Origin of the sequence: Gordonibacter massiliensis (ex Traore et al. 2017) (genome assembly GCF_019731765.1) — a bacterium.
GTDB lineage: Bacteria > Actinomycetota > Coriobacteriia > Coriobacteriales > Eggerthellaceae > Gordonibacter > Gordonibacter massiliensis.
Genome location: NZ_JAASIO010000015.1, coordinates 62659 through 81942, shown reverse-complemented (window position 1 = coordinate 81942; position 19284 = coordinate 62659). Strand labels below are relative to the sequence as shown.

17 protein-coding genes are annotated in these 19284 nt (G+C 59.9%); 15 read left to right on the top strand and 2 right to left on the bottom strand.

Features of this window, described 5'->3' with window-relative positions; translation table 11 throughout:
• The first annotated feature begins 15 nt into the window (after positions 1-15).
• The 11 genes from HCH03_RS14320 (at position 16) to HCH03_RS14270 (ending at position 14070) form a co-directional block, all read left to right on the top strand.
• Complete coding sequence (locus HCH03_RS14320) at positions 16-6831, top strand: PKD domain-containing protein (protein WP_221690039.1); 6816 nt, start codon at positions 16-18, stop codon at positions 6829-6831.
• A 2-nt stretch (positions 6832-6833) separates the two neighbouring features.
• Positions 6834-7715: a hypothetical protein gene (locus tag HCH03_RS14315; RefSeq protein ID WP_221690038.1), complete on the top strand. Its 882-nt coding sequence runs from the start codon at positions 6834-6836 to the stop codon at positions 7713-7715.
• A 2-nt stretch (positions 7716-7717) separates the two neighbouring features.
• Positions 7718-8245, top strand: coding sequence for a hypothetical protein (locus HCH03_RS14310; protein ID WP_221690037.1), 528 nt, complete (start codon positions 7718-7720; stop codon positions 8243-8245).
• Between the two features lie 38 nt (positions 8246-8283).
• Entirely contained in the window at positions 8284-8808 is a 525-nt protein-coding gene (locus HCH03_RS14305; RefSeq protein ID WP_221690036.1) for a hypothetical protein, read from the top strand.
• A gap of 25 nt (positions 8809-8833) precedes the next feature.
• Positions 8834-9364: a hypothetical protein gene (locus HCH03_RS14300; RefSeq protein WP_221690035.1), complete on the top strand. Its 531-nt coding sequence runs from the start codon at positions 8834-8836 to the stop codon at positions 9362-9364.
• An 81-nt stretch (positions 9365-9445) separates the two neighbouring features.
• Positions 9446-9979, top strand: a complete 534-nt coding sequence (locus tag HCH03_RS14295) for a hypothetical protein (RefSeq protein WP_221690034.1) — start codon at positions 9446-9448, stop codon at positions 9977-9979.
• The gene (locus HCH03_RS14290) at positions 9976-10737 is read left to right on the top strand and encodes a hypothetical protein (RefSeq protein ID WP_221690033.1); all 762 of its coding nucleotides are present in this window, start codon (positions 9976-9978) and stop codon (positions 10735-10737) included. Before HCH03_RS14295 ends, HCH03_RS14290 begins: the two co-directional genes overlap by 4 nt.
• Positions 10738-10862: 125 nt before the next feature.
• Positions 10863-11645 carry an ABC transporter ATP-binding protein gene (locus HCH03_RS14285; protein ID WP_221690032.1) on the top strand — a complete coding sequence of 261 codons (783 nt, stop codon included), beginning with the start codon at positions 10863-10865 and terminating at the stop codon, positions 11643-11645.
• Complete coding sequence (locus tag HCH03_RS14280; protein WP_221690031.1) at positions 11642-12436, top strand: ABC transporter permease; 795 nt, start codon at positions 11642-11644, stop codon at positions 12434-12436. Before HCH03_RS14285 ends, HCH03_RS14280 begins: the two co-directional genes overlap by 4 nt.
• Positions 12437-12476: 40 nt before the next feature.
• Positions 12477-12833, top strand: a complete 357-nt coding sequence (locus HCH03_RS14275; protein ID WP_221690030.1) for an SURF2 Surfeit locus protein 2 — start codon at positions 12477-12479, stop codon at positions 12831-12833.
• Between the two features lie 34 nt (positions 12834-12867).
• Positions 12868-14070 carry a histone-lysine N-methyltransferase gene (locus HCH03_RS14270; RefSeq protein ID WP_185906257.1) on the top strand — a complete coding sequence of 401 codons (1203 nt, stop codon included), beginning with the start codon at positions 12868-12870 and terminating at the stop codon, positions 14068-14070.
• Between the two features lie 186 nt (positions 14071-14256).
• On the opposite strand, the gene HCH03_RS14265 is transcribed toward HCH03_RS14270, so the two are convergent.
• Positions 14257-15078, bottom strand: coding sequence for an arylamine N-acetyltransferase family protein (locus tag HCH03_RS14265; protein WP_221690029.1), 822 nt, complete (start codon positions 15076-15078; stop codon positions 14257-14259).
• 249 nt (positions 15079-15327) lie between these two features.
• On the opposite strand from HCH03_RS14265, the gene HCH03_RS14260 reads away from it, so the two are divergent.
• The 4 genes from HCH03_RS14260 (at position 15328) to HCH03_RS14245 (ending at position 18406) form a co-directional block, all read left to right on the top strand.
• Entirely contained in the window at positions 15328-15960 is a 633-nt protein-coding gene (locus HCH03_RS14260; protein ID WP_221690028.1) for a DAK2 domain-containing protein, read from the top strand.
• A 110-nt stretch (positions 15961-16070) separates the two neighbouring features.
• Positions 16071-17069 carry a dihydroxyacetone kinase subunit DhaK gene (locus HCH03_RS14255; RefSeq protein ID WP_221690027.1) on the top strand — a complete coding sequence of 333 codons (999 nt, stop codon included), beginning with the start codon at positions 16071-16073 and terminating at the stop codon, positions 17067-17069.
• Positions 17070-17154: 85 nt separating this feature from the next.
• Positions 17155-18000: a class II fructose-bisphosphate aldolase gene (locus tag HCH03_RS14250; protein ID WP_221690026.1), complete on the top strand. Its 846-nt coding sequence runs from the start codon at positions 17155-17157 to the stop codon at positions 17998-18000.
• Positions 18001-18082: 82 nt separating this feature from the next.
• On the top strand, positions 18083-18406 hold the full coding sequence (locus tag HCH03_RS14245; RefSeq protein ID WP_221690025.1) for a VOC family protein: 324 nt from the start codon (positions 18083-18085) through the stop codon (positions 18404-18406).
• A 372-nt stretch (positions 18407-18778) separates the two neighbouring features.
• On the opposite strand, the gene HCH03_RS14240 is transcribed toward HCH03_RS14245, so the two are convergent.
• Positions 18779-19192 carry a YbaN family protein gene (locus tag HCH03_RS14240; protein WP_221690024.1) on the bottom strand — a complete coding sequence of 138 codons (414 nt, stop codon included), beginning with the start codon at positions 19190-19192 and terminating at the stop codon, positions 18779-18781.
• Positions 19193-19284 lie beyond the last annotated feature (92 nt).

Sequence of the window (19284 nt, the reverse complement as noted above, 5' to 3'; positions counted from 1 at the left end):
CTGAAGACGGCCTACGTGCCCGCCGGCTCCTACGCCGCCTACGCCGCCGCCCTCCAGTCCTCGCTGCCGGCGGGGGCGGAGATCAAGACCGACTTGATGGAAATGGCGGTTCCCAATCTGAAGGTTGCAAAGCGCTACAGCAAATCCGTTGTGCTTTCTTGGTCCGCCCATCCGGGCAGCGATATCGTGGGATACGAGATCAGCCGCGATGGCGTCCTGCTCGGAACCACCGAAGACACCGCTTTCACCGAGAGGGGCTTGGCTGTCGATTCGAAGTACGAGTACTCGGTGTGCGGATACACCTCTGATGGGAGGAGGACGACTGCGTCCACGGTGGCCGTCATCCTTGCGGCTCCCCGGATAATAAGCGTTACAACTCAGAACGATTTCGATAAAGTCGGCTTGGAGTCCAACAAGCTTTGCGCGCGCGTCATCGACGACGGCAATTTGGAGCCTTTGGGGGGCGATGAGGTAGTGGGCTCGTTCTACTACCTTGATGGGGGCGAGCGCATCCTGATCGGCCGAGCGAAACGGGGCCCTTCTGTCGCGGGGGAGGCGATCTACACTGCTTCGTGGGACGTGAATGCTGTACCCGACGGCAATTACGACGTTGTGTTTTGCCTGACCGACGTGGACGGCTCGACGGCGGAGCGCACCAAGATGGTAACGGTGGACAGTACGCGTCCTGCGCAGATCATCAACGTGACGGCGCTTGGCGATTCGAAGGCGATTTATGTTTCGTGGTCCATCTCCCAAGAAGTCGACACCACGGTGTATCGCGTATATCGAAAAACCGAAGGGCAAGCCACATATGCGCGCATTGCGCAGCTGAACGATCGTAATACCCTGTCGTACATCGACACGGACGTGCAAGAGGGCGTTCGGTATTCCTATTACGTGGTGGGCGTCGATGTGCTGGATCAGGAGAGCGTTCCTTCCGTGGAGGCCCATGCCTTCCTGCTGGGAGACGTTGTTGCCCCGGTTGTGACAAAGCTCACCCCCGAGGACGCAAGCTATTTGAGCGGTCAGGTGCTTTTTGGGGTCGAGGCTCAAGATGACGTGGGGGTATCGAGCATCCAGCTTTTCTACTCTCTCGACGATGGTGTGTCTTGGACGCTAATGGCCCAAGGCGATTCGGGCAAATTGCACGTCCCCTTCAATTCCTTCATCGTTCCTGACGGTGTGCTCAAGCTCAAGGGAATAGCTTACGACGCGGCGGGAAATCAAAGCGATCCTTTGATCTACAGCTACAAGGTGGACAATACGGGCCCGTCGCAAGTGCGGGGGCTGACGTATTTCGCAACCTCGGTGAGCGTTACGCTTGCGTGGGAGGACGTGGAAGACAACGACATCTCCTTTTATCGCGTGGAGCAGCTTGCTTCGGACGGAACGTACACGACTGTCGTGGATGCAAGCACCACGCTCGGTGCGAATATCTACGGCTTGATCCCACAAAGGCAATACACCTATCGCGTCGTAGGCTACGACCGTTTGGGAAATAGGGGAATTGCCTCCGAGGACATCAATGTAACGACTGCGAGCGACACAACGGCCCCTGTCGTTACGAGGCTGCGACCAACTTCGGGCTACTATTCGAACAGCATTAGCCTGTCTGCCACGGGGACCGACGAATACTGCGTTGAGAAAATGATCATGCAGACGTCCCAAGATGGAAAAACGTGGAAGGATGTGTACGAAGAGACTTTCGGAGGGGTCGACGCGCAGAGAACTGTGCAGTACGATTTGTCGCTTGCGGAGTATGCCGAAGGACCCCTGTACGTGCGAGCTCTTGCTTTTGACGCGGCGGGCAACCAAAGCGATTCGAGTAAAAGCGCCCCCTTCGTGCAGTATTTTGTCGATCGGACGGCTCCTGCTGCGCCAAGCGGCGTGTCGGCATCTGGTCGTAACGGGTACATCGAGATAGCGTGGTCGCAAGGCGGTGAAACGGACCTTGGCACTTACGAGGTTTATCGATCCTCGTCGGAAAATGGCCTTTACGAGCGCATAGCGCAAGATCTTGCCTCCCTCAATTACTACGATCGTGCAGTGGAGGAAGGTGGGACGTACTTCTATAAAGTTGCCGTGAGCGATGCGGCGGGTAATCTGAGTGATTATTCGTCCGCTGTTTCGGCTTCTGTCTTGGCGGATACTGAAAAACCGAAGATCGTGAGCGCGTATCCAGCTGACGGGCAAAGTGTTGGTGTTGGGCGCGGGAACGTGAGCGTTTTGGCGGCGGACAACCAGGCGCTTGACAAAGTGACGCTGGAATACAGCGTAGATGGCGAAACCTTCGCCTTGCTTTGCGAGGAGACGCGAATTGATGCCTCGAGCAAAGTCGTCTCCGCAGCTATTCCTTTGGAGCAGCTCGATCATGGCGCATCGATATTCATTCGCGCGACCGCTGTTGATAAAGCGGGGAATGTGAGCGACAGCGCAACAATTTGCTACCTCGTTGATTCGGTTGCGCCACAGGTGGCGGAGGCATCTGCCGTTTTTGATGGGACCGGCGTGTGCTTGGAGTGGACCGGTTGCCAGGAAAGCGATTTGATAGGGTATCGCATTTATCGCAAGACGAGCGATTCTGAAAGCGAGTACTCGTTGATAGCCCAACGGCAGGTCGTCCCCGATCAGTCCGTTTACTCATGTTTTGATTCCGATATACCCGTTGTGGCTGCTTCGTATCGCTACAAGGTGGAGGCCGTTGATGTTTGCGGCAATGTGTCATCGGTCGAGACGCCTGTTGTGACTATTCCCGATAGAAGCTCTCCAGTGGCTGTGCTCGATTGCGGCTCTGTTTTGGAAGTGGGTGTCGAATACGTTTTCGACGCCTCTCGCAGCAACGACAACTCCCTTATTGCCTCGTATTCGATCGATTTTGGAGATGGGACTTCGAGCTCAAGCAGAAAGTCCGTGCATAGCTATGCCCAAACGGGAGAGTACACCGTTTCTCTTACGGTCGTCGATGATATGGGCAACGCCACCAGTTGCTCCAAGCAGATTATCGTTAAGGATAGAACCCTTATTGGAACGGTAACTGTATGCGTCGTTGACGAAAATGGAGCACCGGTGCCCAACGCTCCTGTTTATTTCAATTTGGGCGAAGAGGACCAAGAGATCAAATCTACGGACAGCGGCGGATCCGTTGTGTTTACCGGCGAGGTCGGAAGGCACACGGTCGGCTGCGTCATTGCGGATAACAAATGGCTTCCTGTAAAAAAGGATATCATCGTTACGGCTGGCGAGCAGACGAAGGCGTCATTAACTTTGATTCGCCGCGTGATGATCGAGGGGCAGTTTGAGATAACGCGCATGACGTTCGAGGAGATCGTTGCAGCGGGCATCGATGTTTCAAAGCCGGAGAACCAGTATTTCGTGCAAGTGAACATGCATCTGGTTTACGGCGACCGGTATGTCGAAACATCGTTCATTTATAACGAGCTAACCGGTGTAGGCTTTGGCGAGCCAACGATCGTTTCCACGGGAGGCAACGGGCACGAAGAGAAGCGGCAAATCATTCCGGTCATACTGGACTCTACTCCGGGCGACTACGAATTTTCGAAAGAATCGCCTATAGCCATCTTGGATATCCCGGTGGGGGTTTCCTGCCTCAAGGAATTCTTCGACGTCAACCTCCACATCATCAATAATGCATCGAACGATTTCAGTATGATCGACAACGTCGTTTCCCTTGATGTGCCCGAAGGCCTGACTCTTGTGGAATCGTACGAATCCGAAAGTAATGCCACGGTTGCAATTCCGGAAATACCCGGGCAAACAACGAAGACGATCTCGTGGATACTGCGTGGCGATCAAGTGGGAGAATATTACCTTAACGCTGATTATTCCGGTGTTCTCTCCGAGTTCGGCGCGCCCATTCATGCAGCGTTCGAGGCTTCCGAGCCGATCAAGGTGTACGGCTTGTCCGATTTGAAACTGAAAGTGGAAATCCCCGAAGAACTCGACCATGGAACGTTTTATTACAATACGTCGCTGATAAACGAGGGCAAGCTCGATATGTATCGCCCGGGCATAGAGACGGGTGATGTGCTCATCGAGACCCAGCTGTTTAACGAGTTCGGCGCGAACCTCGCGGACAAGTTTGACCTGACGGCCGAAGAGATCGATTCTATCGAGCTTGCTACGAGCATCACGGGAAAGCTAGATATTCTGCCACCGGGATACATGCTGACCAAGCATTACATGAGCGTGGACCAAACGCTGTACACGGAAATGGAGCAGAAGCTTTCTGATTTTACACACACCATGCAAAACACCTATGGCCTGCAGGTTGAATTCGTCAAGAAACCCGTGAGTTATTTCAAGTCGGCGTTGAATTCTACGGTGAACGCTACGGAGAAAGCCGATCTGACCCTTGTTGGGAAGGGGAATGCGGGTGCGTACGACTATCTCATGTCCAATGAGCAATACATCTATTGGAACCTGTACGCATCGACCGGGCGGGTTTCTAGCAAGCTGCCCTCGAATGCAGGACAGGCTTTTTGGAATTTCTGCAAGATTCTGGGCGATAACGGAGATTTCTCCACCCTGTTCGGCGAGGGCGATGACGAACGCGTGAGAACCATTATCTTGGACGCAATGGAGCTGAGCGCCGATTCGACCGATTACGAGGCTTTCCAAAAAGCTAAAACTTGGCTAGAGGGAGTGAACAAGTTCCTTGCCGTTCCGGGCGTGAAAGAGGCTTTTTCGAAAGGCTGGGGTTTTCTCGGCGAGGTGCTTCCGTCCACGTTCGAGCTTATCTACGAGTCGTACCAATGGGAATTCTATCAAGCGGTGTTCAAGGGCAATCTCTACGATATGGAGGGCTTCATTATCGGGAAGTGGAAGTACGTGTTCCAAGAAGAGCGCTTTGAGTCCACGCAGGTTTTCGAAGAAACCAAGGCATCCAGGGCGTTGCATAGCTTTTTCTCGACCGACGGATTCGAGGAAGTGTGGAAGGGGATAGGGGTTTCGCGCGATATAGCTTCAAGATTCACGGAAGCGGCAATATATGCGGGATCCGATGTGAGCCTATTCCTGGCCGCGCAAGACAGTTTGGACACATGCAACCTGTTCGTCGATTCTATTATTAACCACACGCCCGCCACGACGGAAGATGCCAGAAAGGTTATCGATTGCGCCAAGTCGATAAAAAAGGTGATCAATGAGGCAAATCCGCTTGAGAGCTTCGTTTCGAAAATCGCGACAGACGCATTCTGGGATAGCCTGAACACTCTCGGAGGAGCCGCGGTTGACAAGGCGACGGCCCTTGCCCGTTCAGGTGCGAACGTGAGCGGCGTTGTGACCATAGTCAAGGGCGCGTTAAAGATAATCACCGTTGTCGGCGATTCGATTTTCAATGTTACCGAACGGTATGGGATTGCAGACAATATTCGCTTCGTTTCTGTTTTATCCGCGGGGATGGGGTCGGCAATTGAGGCTGCTCGATCAAAATATACCTCCGACAAAAGCGAAGCGCACGCGAGAGACTACATGCAGCTTATCAGCTACATGCTAAATCTCCGTGCGATAGGTGAATCGCAGACTGCTTCGCTTGGCATGACTTACGAGGTGATCCCCGGGGTCTTCGATAGCCGAGACTTCTTCATTTCCGTGAGGGATCTAACAGGAGCTGCGGAAACGAAGTCGTGGATTCAATGGAGAGACTTCGTGGAGGATAAGATCTCCCTTACGCGCGTTCAATTGCTGAAAAATCCTCTTTCCGTCGATGCGTCAAGTTTTACGGCACCCATCGTAAGCTTCGACTATTTGAAAGAGGAGACCATTCAAAGCTTCAGCAGTGATTACGAGTATTCGCTCGACAATGGAAAGACGTGGACCGTGTGCAGCGGTTCGCCTATAGGGGTAACCCTCCAATTCTATCCTGTTACCTTGCAGGTGAGACGGGTTGACTTCTCGAACACAACGGAGCGCATGGTGGGCTCGGTAATTGTCTGGCCTCCTTTTTCGCTTGGCGATTCCGGCATCAGGGTCCGGCAAACGGCGCATGGGTACAGATTGGAGGGCTTGAACGCGGAAAAGCAATACGAACTGGCGCTCACGGCGGAGCCGTCGGCATACGAGTACGGCGAGGTCTTGCCGATAGCCGTTCCCAAGGGCGTGACTTCGTATGAGTATGCGACTTCTTCGACATTTGGTTTCGCATACCTCAGATCGGTTACCGATACCCAAGGCCGGGCTTCGTATACAGAGGCCGTCCCTCTGCACAAGATGGTAAACGTGGCGGTTGATTCCGATAACGGGGGGACCATTGTCGGCGCCGGCGCTTACGAGTACGGCTCCGAGGTTGTGCTGTCTGCCGTAAGAGCCGAAGGGTACGCATTCGAGGGCTGGTACGAAGAAGGCCGGTTGGTGAGCGCGGATGAGACGATTTCGTTTTTGGCCGACAAGGACCGTAAGCTGCATGCCGTGTTCAAGCTTGATGAAAGCTGGTCGCTCGATCCTGTTAAAGGTTTCGTCACCGGCATTGCCGAGAACACTTCGGTTGATCAGGTGATCGCGCACTACGAAAAACTCGGACAGACAGTTGAAGTGCTTGGGAGCGATGGCGGGAGGCCTGTTGGGGCCCTTGGCACGGGGTGCGTGCTCTTGGTCGACGGCACGAGCTACCAAGTGGTCATTTCCGGTGATGTTGATGGAGATGGGGCGGTCAGCATCTTCGACATGTTCCTCTTGATGGGGCATGTGAATTCAGACAAAGCGCTATCAGGTGTTTTCTTTGAAGCCGGTCGAATGTGCGGTGGCGAGGATATCACGATTTTTGACGTGTACCAATCACGGGATCGCGTCAATTCGGATAGCTTGGAGGGGTAAAGGTGTCGATTATTGCGCGATGCGCCCATATGATTGCGAAATGCCTGCTTGCTTGTGGGATGGTGGTTTCTTTTCCGGCAATGGCGCTTGCAGCGCAGGCTGCAGGTTACGAGGTTTCGGTTTCCCCTGAAGTCGCAACTTTCGGAGAGCGAGTTGTCGTGACGGTTTCATTGAAGGGGTACGATTCGATTGAGTCGGTCGAATCCATACGGGGCTTGCAGGTTGATATCACCAATATCGATGAGAATATCCTGACGGTCGATTCCTACAAAACCCTTATCGATGATACGGCGGTTTTCTCCAACAAAGCCTCATATAACAAAGAGCAGAAGCGGGTTCGCTTGGCTTATGTGAATTTTGACGGCACCCTTCCCAGATCATACGGAGCCGTTCTCGAGATGGTCTGCACCGTCAACGCCTCTTTGAAAGATGGCGGCAGCATAACGCTCCCTGTAAAAGTTCTAATGCAGACAGAAACCGATCAGCAAGTTGTGCAAAATTCGGAATGCGTTATTACTTATGGATCGGCTCCCCCTGTTGAGAGCTTTGATGTTGAATGGGGTGGATTCGAGTATGTTTATTCGCATGGTGAATGGAATCCGCAAACTCATAGCTACGATCGCGCTGGATGGTCTGACTCGGGCACCGGTTATGCGAAGGTGACGAACAATACCGGCGAATCGGCTTCGGTCGAGTTTTCATTCTTGTCGACCCGGGATGAAATCAGTGGAAGGTTCACCGATGGTCTTGCTCCGATGGAGGGGCCGAAAATGCTGCGGAGTTCCGAAAGCGTAACCGCGTATCTCGAACTGCAAGGAAAGCCGTTGGCAGCCATGAATGCGGCGAGCATTGGCGGCGTGACGGTTTCGATAGTAAAGGGGTAATTGTGGGCGGATTCGATGGCAAGGCGAAGTGGCCGTTTGCTGTCATGGCCTTCGTGATGCTAATTGCGATTTGCGTGACGGTATGGGCGGTTTTCTTTAGGAGTGCAGGGGCGGAGCTTGCTCCCGATTATGCACCGCAACAGGAAGAGGGGCGTGCCGAGCCGATCGCTGGTGATACTGGAGGAAAACTTGAAGAGCCCGAGGGCGGAGGTGCGGTGAGTCTTGCCTATTCGAAGGAAGTCACTGTAAGGCTTTCCGCCGAAGAGGCTACGCTGCTCTTCGCAAACCCTTCGAAATCGAATCGGGATATGATCTTGCAGATTGTGGTTAAGGACGAGGTTATAGTTCAATCGGGTCTTATAAAGCCAGGGAATCAGGTCACGTCCCTTTCGTTGCTGGAGGGTGCTGGGCAGGCGCTTCAGCTCGGTGGTTACGATGGGAAATTTAAAGTGCTTTACTACAGTCAGTCTACGAGCGAAAAGGAGTTCGTGAGTACGGAGATACCGGTTTCTATAACCGTGGAAGAATAGATGTCGAGCAATGGAGTAAGAAAAAGGGGTTGATGGGCATGAAGAAAATTGCAGCGGTGTCGACGGCTTTTATGTTGGCTCTCTGTATGAGCTCGGTCGCTTTTGCGGACGGCGGCAGTATTTCTGGGAGCGGGGAAAGTCAAAGCATCGACGTGACGGCCAAATACGATGACACCACGACGACGCCGACAGTGTACAGCGTCGACGTTTCGTGGGAGAGCATGCAATTCGTGTATAGCGAAAGCGGCTCTAAAATATGGAACCCTCTGACTCATGCTTATGAGGACAACGTGGTGTCTAGATGGCTTAAGGACAAAGCGGCAATTACGGTTACCAATCATTCGAACGTGGATGTTGAGACCGCTTTTTCCTATGTTCCGGAACGTGGCGTTGGGGTATCCGGATCGTTTGACGTGACGGGTGAGAGGCTTGCCGCCGGTGTCGTGGGCGAGTACGGCTCCGCGCCGTCCGTTGTTTCAACGTTGACGATTTCCGGGAAGCCGTCTGACGTGGTGACGGCAAACGGAACAAAAGTGGGAGCAGTTACGGTATCCATACTTTAGCAATCGGTTCTCGAAGGGGAATGCAATGAAGAAAATTGTTGTAGCGGGATTGTCCATAGCCCTCGTTTTGTTCACGGCGACAACGGCTTTTGCTGATGCGATTGGCCAAGAAGGAGGCTCTGCGACGAAGGAGGTGACGGCGACCTATACGGGAGAAGCCGAAAAAGTTGTTTACAGCGTCGATATTACATGGGCGAACATGGATTTCACCTACACTGCGGCTTCGAAGGGAATATGGCAGCCGGAGAGCCATAGCTATGTTGGCGGCAACGATGCGTCATGGACGAGCGGGAAGATCAGCCTTACTAACCATTCGAACACCGCTATCGAAGCTGTCCCCTCCTATACGCCCGTGAGCGGATACGAAGGCATCTCCATGGTCTTCGGTGGCAGCGGCTTTGCGAACGGAGCACTTCACGTGGATAGTGCAGATAATGGTGTAGCTGGAAATGCCGGGTCGGCGCAACTTGGCGAAATAAACGTCACTCCTCAAGGAGACTTGGCTGAAGGTGCTAAGAACGTGAAGATTGGCTCCCTTGTCGTAACGATCAACTAGGAATCGAGGGGCTGCATCGCCATAGAGGCTCTGGACGTGCATGAAGTTTCAATGAGAGGCTGCGAAGAAGGCGTGCGAGCTGTGATTGATACCAGCAATGATACAAAGCGAAAAAGGCTTCTCGCGGTTACAGCGTTGTTATGCGTGCTGTCTATAGGCGTAATGGCGATTGCCTTGGTTCAACCCGTCGATTCGGTTGACGGGGGCTTCGTTGCGCCTCCCTTTGATAGTGGGGCGATCGAGGGTGTGCCTGTGGTTGGAGACGGCTTGGGCTGGTCGGAGATCGAAACTCCGGAATACAAATTATCCGTCTGCGGGGTATTGGTTTTGCCGGAAACCACAAAGGGCAACGGAGTGAAGGCTGACGTGTGGTTTACCAATCCGGACGCGAATGAAGTATGGCTCAAGCTCCGCGTCTTGGATTCCGATGGCGGTGTTTTAGGGGAGACAGGGTTGTTGAAACCGGGCGAGTTTGTACAGTCGATCGAACTCTGGAGCTTGCCTGCAGAAGGGGATGCGGTGGTTTTTAAAGTGATGGCATATCAACCCGAGACTTACTACTCCGAGGGCAGTGTGGGTTTGAAGGCGGCGGTATTGAAGGAGCGAGGGCAATGAAAAAGACGCTCATATTGTTGCTCACTGCAATCTTGGCCTTGCTTCCCGGCGTTGCCTGTGCAGCCGAGGGTCCGATTACGATCGACGTCATAGCCCAGTGCCAACGGCCGGGAGACGGCGTGCTCACCTCGGCATTGGAGGCGGGCCGTGCGGCTGTTGTCGATTCCGAGGGCAGGATGATCGTTGCGAGCGGCGCTCCTGAAGAGGCGGTCGAATTGGTGGTGATTCCTGCGTGCTCCGATGCTAGATCGTGGCTTGAAGGAGTTTTGGGAGGGTTCGGCACCAGTTTGATTCCGTACAGCATTTATTTCCTTACGCCAACGGGAGAGAAAATAGCGGTCGACGGTGTTCGAATAACCGTGTTCTGTCAAGATACCCTATCCAACCCCTTCGTATGCTCGGTTTCGCCAAGTGGCGAAGTGTCGTTTTTGGATATGCTGGATGCAGGGCGCGCGCTGGCTCGCTCGAAGACCTCAAGCATAACCTTTACCGCAGATGGGAGAGAGGTATTTGTCATTGGGGAGCGCATGAATCCTCCGGTTGGAGGGGGGAGCGACGAAAATGCGACTGCGGGAGGCGAAGGATTGGACCTCCCGCCAACCTCGATACCCGACACGGCTGATCCGGAGCGCTTTCTAAGTCGGACAGGGGAGTCTTGGTTTGCCTCTGCGGCCGGCGTCTGCCTTGTTGTTGGGATTGTTGCTGGGTGCGTGCTGGGCTCGATGTGTTTCCTGAAAAAAAGAAGGCTGCGCGAATAGATCGCGAGGTCGTGGTTTCGCCCGCTTCGCCTTTTCGCAGGGTAATGGCCGGCTTGGATCACGCGGCATTCAAGCTGATGGCAACAGGTCGGATCCTTCGCGTTGATTGATGCTACTATGGTTGCATGAACCTTTTTCGTGCCGAGCATATCTCCCTTTCCTACCCGCGCGACGGTCGGACCGTGCCGCTTCTGCGCGACGTTTCGTTCGAGCTCGAAGCCGGGGCCGTCTACGATCTCGTGGGGCCGTCGGGAGCGGGCAAGTCCACGCTTCTGCGCGCGTGCGCGCTCATGCTGGCCCGCGACGCGGGCGAGCTGCACCTGGACGGTGCGCCCGCTTCGTCGTTCAGGCCCTCGGAGTGGAGGCGCCGCGTGTGCCTCGTGCCGCAGCAGGCCTCGCTCGTGGCGGGAACGGTGCGCGACAACCTGCGCCTGCCGTGGACGCTCAAGGTGAACGCGGGCGGTCGACCGCCCGCCGACGAGGTGCTCGCCCGCCTGCTCGAGCTCGCCGAGCTGTCCGACGTGGGCTTGGACCGCGACGTGTCGCAGCTCTCCGGCGGGCAGGCGGCCCGCGTCGCGCTTCTGCGCTCCTTCGCCACGCGGCCCGCGGTCATGCTGCTCGACGAGGTGGACGCCGCGCTCGACGACGAGTCGGCCTGCGCCATCGGCCGCCTGACGAGGGCGCTCGTCGACGAGCGCACCACGTGCCTGCGCATCCGCCATCGCGCCGCCGACGGCTTCGCGTCCGGCTCCTTCGCGCTGCGCGACGGGCGGCTTTCCTACGCCGACAACCCGGGCGTTTCGGGCGACGCGGGCTGCGCGCGGGGCTTCGACCCGGCGGACTACGCCGCTTTGAGGGATCTCGAGGCCGAGAGGCCGCGGGCGGTGGGAGAGGGGGCGCGGCCGTGAGCGACGGCGTCGTGGGCATCGGCTACGTGGAGCTGTTCGCGGCCAGCGCGCTCATGCTGGTGGCGGGCCTCGTGTCGTGGAAGCTGGAACTGGGGCAGACGCGGCGCATCGCCGTGTCGTCGGTGCGCTGCTTCGTGCAGCTTCTGGCCGCGGGCTTTCTGCTCACGTACCTGTTCGAGTACCAAACATGGTGGCTTGTGGGGCTCGTGCTGGCGGCCATGGTGGTGGCCGCCACCCAGATCGCCACGTCGCGCGTCAAGAACCGCATCCCGGGGCTCGCCCTCTCCGTGTTCTTGTCGCTGCTGGTGTCGTCCACGGCCATCGGCTTCATCGTGGTGGAGGGCGTCATCCACGCCGATCCGTGGTACAACGCTCGGCAGGTGATCCCCATCGTGGGCATGATCATGGGCAACGCCATGTCGTCGGTGGCCGTGGCCGTCGACCGCCTCTTCTCCGATCTGGACGCGCGCGCCGACGAGATGTTCTCGCTCGTGGCGCTGGGCGCGACGCCGGGGGAGGCCGCCGCGCCGTCGCTCAAGGCCGCCATCGGGGCGGGCATGACGCCGGTGCTGGCGAACATGTCGGCCGCGGGCATCGTGACGTTCCCCGGCATGATGACCGGCCAGCTGCTGGCGGGCGCCGATCCCGTGGCCGCCGCGAAGTACCAGATCGTGGTCATGCTCATGCTGTCCGCGGCGAACACCGTGGCCATCGTCATGGCAAGCTACCTCACGTACCGCAAGCGCTTCGCCCCCGATGGATATTATTTGGACAAGGGCCTGCGCGGATAGACCGTACCTTATAATCGGCAGGACATGAAAGGACTGCACCGTGGCTGACGAGAAGGCGTTTTCCCATATCACCGTTTCGGACGATGACGAGGACGATCTCGTCATCGAAGCCGGAGTCCGAACGGCTTCGGAGCCGTCGGCTTCCGAGCCTCCGGAGGCCGTGGTCGAGGCGGAAGCGGCCGAGCAGGACGAACCGCCTGCGGAAGACCCCGCGCCCGAACCGGAACCCGAGGCCGACGCGGGCGACGACGAGGCGGAGCCCGAGGACGATTATCGCGAGCAGCGGCTCGACGACCTGGCCGACACGTCCATGCCCGTGGTGCAGAAGGTCATCCTGGCGGTTGCTCTGGCGCTCATCGTCGTGGCCGTCGTGTACTACTTCGTCTTCATGCGCTAACGCGCGCTCGTCTTTCTGGTAGGAAGGTTAACCGATGCCCAAACACGCTGCAAACGAACCATCCGGCACCCCCTCGAACCCCGCCGACCGCGCTTTCGACGCCGAAACGCCCGCGCCGGTCGACGACCGCGACGAGCGCATCGGCCTGACCGAGGCGTTCACGCCCGTGAGCGTCGACCCCGTCGCGGGCGAGCCCGAGGCTCCCGCCGACGGACGCGACAACGCCATCGGGCTCACCCAGGCGTTCGCGCCGGTGGGCGGCGCCCCCGCCGCTGCCGGAGGTCCGGCCCATGCCGGCGGCTTCAGCTACAAGGGCGACACGGACGACGAGTACCCCGACGCCTTCGACAGCCTGGAGCCGCGCGACGCGCCTCCGCTGCTGTTCGACGAGGAGCCGCCTTTGGAGCCCGAGCAGCCGAAGGGCCGCCACGGCAAGAAGGACAAGCCGGACGTTCCGCCCCATATGCGCAAGTCGCGCCGCATGCGGCGCGTGCTCATCGTGGTCATCGTGCTTTTGGTGGTGCTCATAGCCACGCTGGGCTATCTCACGTTCCGCCTGGTCAACGAGAGCCAGACGCTGGCTGCCCAGCAAACGCAACAGCAGCAGGACGCGCAGGAGGTCACCGCCATCCAGCAGGAGGAGACGAAGGACGCCACCACCGAGACGGCGAAGAAGACCGAGGCCCCCAACCTGGCCTCCGTGCTCGGCCTCACCCAGGACGAGGCCGTGGCCGCGCTCAAGCACGGCGCCGAGGTGACCAGCTCCAAGGACGTGAACGAGGAGGGCAACCCCGTCAAGAAGAACGTGACGGTGGCGCTCACCGACGAGCCGGCTGACACGCGCACGGGCACCCCCACGGTGTACCTGGGCCTGAACGAGGAGGGCAAGGTCGTGCAGGCGGGCTACTCGGCTTCCACGGCCGCGCTCGGCTACGGGTCGCTCAGCTTCGCCGACGCGGTGAAGAACGAGCACGTGGTGGAGAAGACGCTGCAGGAGGCCGGCATCCCCGTGGCCGAGGGGGCGGCGACGCTGCCCGAGGACAAGACCGTGTACTCCACCTACGACACCGACGGCACGACGCTCGTGAAGGAGAACTGCTCGTTCTCCGGCACGGTGGACCTGAACGGAGCCGCCCACGAATGGTCGGCCGTGCTGTCCTACAACTACACCACGGCCAACATGTCGGGCAACCTGGCCGACACCGTCCGCATCATCTACGTGTACATCAACGCTTAGGGTTCCGGCGGCCGGCAGGCCGCCGGAACCTGCCGACGCTGCGCCCGCCCTCGCTGACTTACTACGCCAATCGGAGCGGTTGTTTTCGCGCTGGCGCGCGAAGCGCGGGTCGCTTCGCTCCCACCCGACAACCTGGGCGGCCGTTTTCGCGCCTTCCGGCGCGAAGCGTCGACGTCCTTGCGCTCCCTACGCCTCGTGCGGGCGGAAGCCGAAGTACCGCTCGCAGGCGTCGGCGAAGGCGGCTTCGTCGGGCAGCGCGGTGCGGACCTTCTCGCCATTCTCGCGGACGGTGAGCGTGTCGTCCCAGATGCCGTAGTAGCCGGTTTTGGTGCGCAGGTTGGCGATGCGGTGCTCGTAGAACTCAATGCCCGGTTGCGAGCAGGCCAGGTTGAGCGCGGCGAAGTCCTTGTCGGTCACGGTGGCCAGGCACAACTCCAGCTCGGTCTGCGTGCGCGATGGCCCCTCGATGCCGTAGAGGTCCTTCTTCGCCCCGGTCACGCGGTCGACGGCCCACCAGTAATCGTCGATGCGGCGAGCGGTGAACGACTCGCCGTGGATGATCTGCTCCTGTCCGTCGACCAGCGAGAGCGAGGCCGAGGGCAGCGGACCGCCGAAACCCACGTCAACGAGCACCTCTTCGCCGTCGAGGTTCACGAGCACGGCGCGGTGGTTGATGGGGTCCTTCACCTTGGCGCCGCACACGGCGCGACACAGGCACGGGCGAACCTCGTAACCCAGGCTGGCGAGCAGCGCTTCGAACAGGGCGTTCAGCTCGAAGCAGTAGCCTCCGCGGTGCTGGGTGACCAGCTTGTCGAACACGTGGTCGAGCGCGAGGTCGGGCGGTTCGGTGCAACGGTACATGTCGATGGTCTCGAACGGAATGGAGCATTGGTGCGCGTAGACGAGGCCGTCAAGCGCTTCCCGCGTGGGCTGCTCGGGCCAATCGAGCTCGATGCGTTCGAGGTAGGCGCGCGCGTCTCGCGCGCCGAGGGCGAATTCGTTTCCCATAGATATCCCCTGTTCTATCCACGGCGCCCGGGCTTCCCCTGTGCCCGCAGCGTCACGCTGCCCATGATAGCGCAAACACCGCGGGAAAGAGAGCCCGTCTTCGCGCGTCTATCGCAGGAGCGCGAGGAGAGCGCGCCTCACCCGCGTCCCTCGCGGGCTTTCGTCGCATCGTTCGGCTTCGTCATTGACCAAGCCGAACGATGCGGGTAGAGTTGAACGCAGGCGATTACCGACGGGAAAGGGGTTCCCATGATCGACCGCGAAACGTTCGGGCGCATGCTCTCGGCCAGCGCCCGGCTCATGCTGGACAACGCCGACGCCTTGAGCGACATCGACTCGAAGTTCGGCGACGGCGACCACGGCATCACCATCACCAAGATCGCGAAGCTCGTGAACGAACGCGTCGACGCGTGGGAAGACGAATCCATCAAGGACTTCCTCGACGACCTCGGCATGGCCGCCATGGCCGTGCGCGGAGGGTCCGCCGGCCCGCTCTACGGCACGATGATAAGCGGCCTGGGCGCCGATCTGGGCGACGACGAGAACGAGCTTTCCGCCGATTCCGCGCGGCGCATGTTCGCGGGCTGTCTGGTCGAGATGCAGGACATTACGAACGCGCAGGTGGGCGACAAGACCATGATGGACGCGCTCATACCCGCCGTAGCCGCCGCGCAGGCCGTCGAGGCGTCGCCGGGCGGCGCCGAGGCCGTGTTCGCGGCGGCGGCCGAGGCGGCCGCGAACGGCGCGAAGGCGTCCGAAGGCTTCGCCTCGAAGTTCGGCCGCGCGCGCAGCTACGGCGACGCCACCATCGGCACGCCCGACGCGGGGGCCGTGTCCACCTCGCTGTTCTTCCGCGGGCTCGCGGAGGGCTGCTCGGCCTGATTCTCGAGGCGGGCCTTTTCCCCGCTTGCGGATGTTGCACGTTGAATGGAGGGGCGATCTTCCGATCGCCCGCTCCGGCGAAGCCGGAGAACGAGACGAAGGAGCGCACCATGCAGATGAAGAAGTTCATCAACGATCCCGAGAACCTCACCGCCGAGCTGTTGGAGGGTCTGGCCCTGGCCAACCCCGACATCATCGAGCTGGGCGAGGACAACATGGTGATCAACAAGAAGCTGGCCGAGGCGGACCGCGTGACCATCGTGACGCAGGGCGGCAGCGGCCACGAGCCGGCCATCGAGGGCTTCGTGGGCGAGGGCATGGTGGACATCGACGTGGTGGGCGACATCTTCGCCGCGCCCGGACCGCAAGCCTGCGTCGACGCCATCAAGCTGGCCGACAAGGGCAAGGGCGTGCTCTACATCGTGCTCAACCACGCCGGCGACATGCTCACGGGCAACATGACCATGAAGCAGTGCAAGAAGCAGGGCCTCAACGTGGCGCGCGTGGTCACGCAGGAGGACGTGTCGAATGCCACGCGCGAGAACGCCGACGACCGCCGCGGCCTGGTGGGCTGCATTCCCACGTACAAGATCGCCGGCGCCGCGGCCGCCGAGGGCAGGAGCCTGGAGGAGGTCGCCGGCGTCGCGCAGCGCTTCGCCGACAACATGGCCACCCTGGCCGTGGCCGTGCGCGGCGCCACGCACCCGCAGACGGGCACGCTTCTGGCCGAGCTCGGCGACGACGAGATGGAAATCGGCATGGGGCAGCACGGCGAGGAGGGCGGCGGCCGCCAGCCCATGAAGTCCGCCGACGAGACGGCCGCCATCATGGTGAATGCGCTGGTGAAGGATATCGGCATCGCTCCGGGCGAGAAGGTCATGCTCATCATCAACGGCTCGGGCGCCACCACGCTCATGGAGCAGCTCATCGTGTACCGCGCCGCGGTCAAGGAGCTGGCGAAGCAGGATATCGAGGTGGTAGCGAACTTCGTGGGCGAGATGCTGACCGTGCAGGAGCAGGCCGGCTTCCAGATGTTCATGGCGCGCATGGACGACGAGCTGCTGCGCCTGTGGAACGCGCCCTGCACCACGCCGTACCTGAAGAAGTAACCCGCCCCCCGTCGCGCGGCGCGAGCGATCGCCGCATCGCCGCCGCGCGACGGGGCGGCCTCTCTCGACCCGAAAGGAGCCTCCCTTGCTGGTTTCCCTGAGATCCGTCCTCGCCTGGGCCGAGGAGCGCGGCTGCGCGGCGGCCGCCTTCGACACGCCGAACTTGGAGCTTCTGCTGGCGGCCATCGGCGCGGCCGAGGCGCGCGACGAGCCCGTCATCATCCAGCACGCCCAGCTGCACGAGGAGGAGGCGTCCATCGACGTGATCGGCCCCATCATGGTCATGCGCGCCGAGGCGGCGCGCGTTCCCGTGTGCGTGATGCTCGATCACGGCGAGGACATGGACTACGTGCGCCGCGCACTCGACCTGGGGTTCTCGGCCGTCATGATCGACGGCTCGCAGCTGCCCTACGAGGAGAACGTGGCGCTGACGCTGGGCGCCGTGGAGCTGGCGCGCGAGTACGGCGCCGACGTGGAGGCGGAGATCGGCTTCACGACGGGCCACGAGGGGCTGGAGAATGCCGACGACGATCGGGACAACGTCTACACCGACCCCGACGAGGCGGCGCGCTTCGTGGCCGACACGGGCATCGACGCGCTCGCGGCGTCCGTGGGCACGGTGCACGGCTTCTACAAAGCCGAGCCCAAGCTCGACTTCAAGCTGATCGAGGAGCTGCGCGCGCGGTGCGGCGTGCCGCTGGCCATGCACGGCGGCAGCGGGCTCACGTGCGAGGACACGCGCGCGGCCATCCGCGCCGGCATCCGCAAGATCAACTACTTCAGCTACATGAGCAACGCGGGCGTGCGCGCCGTCGAGGCGCTCATCGCCGATGCGCACCCGAAGTACTTCCACGCCCTGGCCAACGCCGCGACCGCCGCCATGCAAGCCGACGCGGAAGCGGCCATGGACATGTTCAGTATGTCATCCTGAGCGGAGGCGGCGCGAGCCGCCGAAGTCGAAGGATCCCGTGCGGCGCCAGCAGGCCTCGCACGAGAAGTCGAGAGGAGCGCGTATGACCGCAACCTATATGCACATTGGCATCCCCATCACGGAGAAGAAGCCGAACATGACCTACAACGAGGCCATGAAGTTCTGGGTGTCGAACGTCGACGACTACGACTACAAGGTCGAGTACCTCAAGTTCGAGGAGGGAACGCCCTTCCCCGAGGAGCTGCACCGCCGCTGGCACGTGGCGTATGCCGTGAACGACCTCGACCGGTACGTCGACGACGCCGACCGTATCATCTGCGGCCCCATGGACGCAGGTCCCGGCGTGCGCCTGGCCTTCGTGGAGAAGGACGGCGCCGTGATCGAGCTGTACGAGGACAAGAACTAGCCTGACGCTTCGGCCGTCCGTTGCCGCTGCGCTCGCGGTCCCGGACGGCCATGCGTTCCCCGTGCGCATGGGAGGGCTGGTTTTGAGCAAAATCGCCCCGAGGGCACCGCTTTTCAGGTGCGTGAGCCCATTCGGGCCAGACCTTGCGTCCATCTTGCCGAACGCGGAAAGTCGCGATCAGGGAAAACGCCACTTCGATCGACGATCGCCAAGCCGAGGCGGTGCCCTCGGCCCGATTCTGCTCAGAAACGGGCCCTGCTTTTGCATTGGGCCGCCCTCGAGGCTTTCTGAGTCGAAGTGAGAGGGCGAGCCTTTCTCGCCAGCATGTCGCGTCGGCCTACGACGTTCGCGGTGGCCTCATGGGCTGCTCCGCTAATCCGCTTCTTTAGCGTCTCGGGCCGCGCGCACGTTTTCCAGCGAGATGGTGGGTATGCGCACGCACATGAGGTAGATCAGGAACAGGGCCACGCAGCCCAAGATGATCCAGACGACGGGCTTCTGGACGATGAGGGCGCTCGCCCCCATGAGCACGAACGACACGGTGAGGATGCGCACCTTCGTCGCGGCGGGGATGCCGCCCGCCTCCTTGAACGCGGCCACATAGGTGCGGTACACCTTCGTGGAGACGATCCACGCATGGCAACGCGGCGAGGATTTCGCGAACAGGAACGTGGCCAGCAGGATCAGCGGGGTGGTGGGCAGCACCGGCACGAACACGCCCACGCATCCCAGGATGCAGGCGGTCCAGGCTCCGGCAAGCATGAACATGCGGGTCAGGCGCTTCATAGGTGTCCTTCCGTCGCGAAAGGCGGGCTCCGACGCAGGGCCGAAGCGGGGGCATCTGATGCCGCGAGTATACCAAACCGCGTGGAGCCCGC

What these genes read in the sequence shown, in the direction of transcription:
- HCH03_RS14255 (WP_221690027.1), top strand. Translation starts at nt 16,071, where the DNA reads ATGCAGATGAAGAAGTTCATCAACGATCCCGAGAACCTCACCGCCGAG.
- HCH03_RS14260 (WP_221690028.1), top strand. Translation starts at nt 15,328, where the DNA reads ATGATCGACCGCGAAACGTTCGGGCGCATGCTCTCGGCCAGCGCCCGG.
- HCH03_RS14305 (WP_221690036.1), top strand. Translation starts at nt 8,284, where the DNA reads ATGAAGAAAATTGCAGCGGTGTCGACGGCTTTTATGTTGGCTCTCTGT.
- HCH03_RS14245 (WP_221690025.1), top strand. Translation starts at nt 18,083, where the DNA reads ATGACCGCAACCTATATGCACATTGGCATCCCCATCACGGAGAAGAAG.
- HCH03_RS14300 (WP_221690035.1), top strand. Translation starts at nt 8,834, where the DNA reads ATGAAGAAAATTGTTGTAGCGGGATTGTCCATAGCCCTCGTTTTGTTC.
- HCH03_RS14240 (WP_221690024.1), bottom strand. Translation starts at nt 19,192, where the DNA reads ATGAAGCGCCTGACCCGCATGTTCATGCTTGCCGGAGCCTGGACCGCC.
- HCH03_RS14265 (WP_221690029.1), bottom strand. Translation starts at nt 15,078, where the DNA reads ATGGGAAACGAATTCGCCCTCGGCGCGCGAGACGCGCGCGCCTACCTC.
- HCH03_RS14290 (WP_221690033.1), top strand. Translation starts at nt 9,976, where the DNA reads ATGAAAAAGACGCTCATATTGTTGCTCACTGCAATCTTGGCCTTGCTT.
- HCH03_RS14285 (WP_221690032.1), top strand. Translation starts at nt 10,863, where the DNA reads ATGAACCTTTTTCGTGCCGAGCATATCTCCCTTTCCTACCCGCGCGAC.
- HCH03_RS14270 (WP_185906257.1), top strand. Translation starts at nt 12,868, where the DNA reads ATGCCCAAACACGCTGCAAACGAACCATCCGGCACCCCCTCGAACCCC.